Below are 551 nucleotides of genomic sequence, written 5' to 3'. Positions count from 1 at the left end.
GGTGAGGATTTCCACCAAACGGCCTTCTACTTCGTTTACCAGCGTAATTACGCGACGAATAATTTGACCCGTTAAGTCTTGGAAGTCTTGCGCCATAAGAATTTCGGTCAACTGACCGCGCAATTCAGTGCTATCACCTTCGACCTGAACAAGCAGTTTGTCGATACGGTGACACAGAGCTTTGAATTCGCTTAATTCAATGCGCCCGTACATGAGTTCATTCCATTGAGGACGAACTTGTTGAAGGCAATCATGCAGGTTATCGGCGATTGGAAGGCAGCAATCTACTGCATCCATCGTCTTGTTTGCTGCCAGTTCCGTTTTCTCGATCACATAGTGCAGACGATCCCGAGCATTCGGGATTTCATCTTTAGCTATTTCGGTCATGCGTTGATCGAGGTTGAACTGCTTTAGTGAATCATGAAGGTCTCGAGTCAGTGTTCCGATTTCTTGCAAAACCGGATTCTCTGTACCTTCATATAGCGAGGCAACAAGCATGTTCGCTTGATCTTGTTCCCCGTGTTCTAGCATTTGAACGAGCGACTTCGCCT

General features: G+C 46.6%; 1 protein-coding gene. It reads right to left on the bottom strand.

Features of this window, described 5'->3' with window-relative positions; all coding sequences use genetic code 11:
• Positions 1–551: protein phosphatase CheZ (locus tag R7Q48_RS30065; protein WP_318134059.1), on the bottom strand; the 551-nt coding region annotated here is incomplete at both ends.

The sequence above is a fragment of the Vibrio sp. 378 genome (assembly GCF_033339435.1).
Note: the sequence above shows the minus strand (reverse complement) of the source record. Positions and strands in the feature narration are given on the sequence as shown.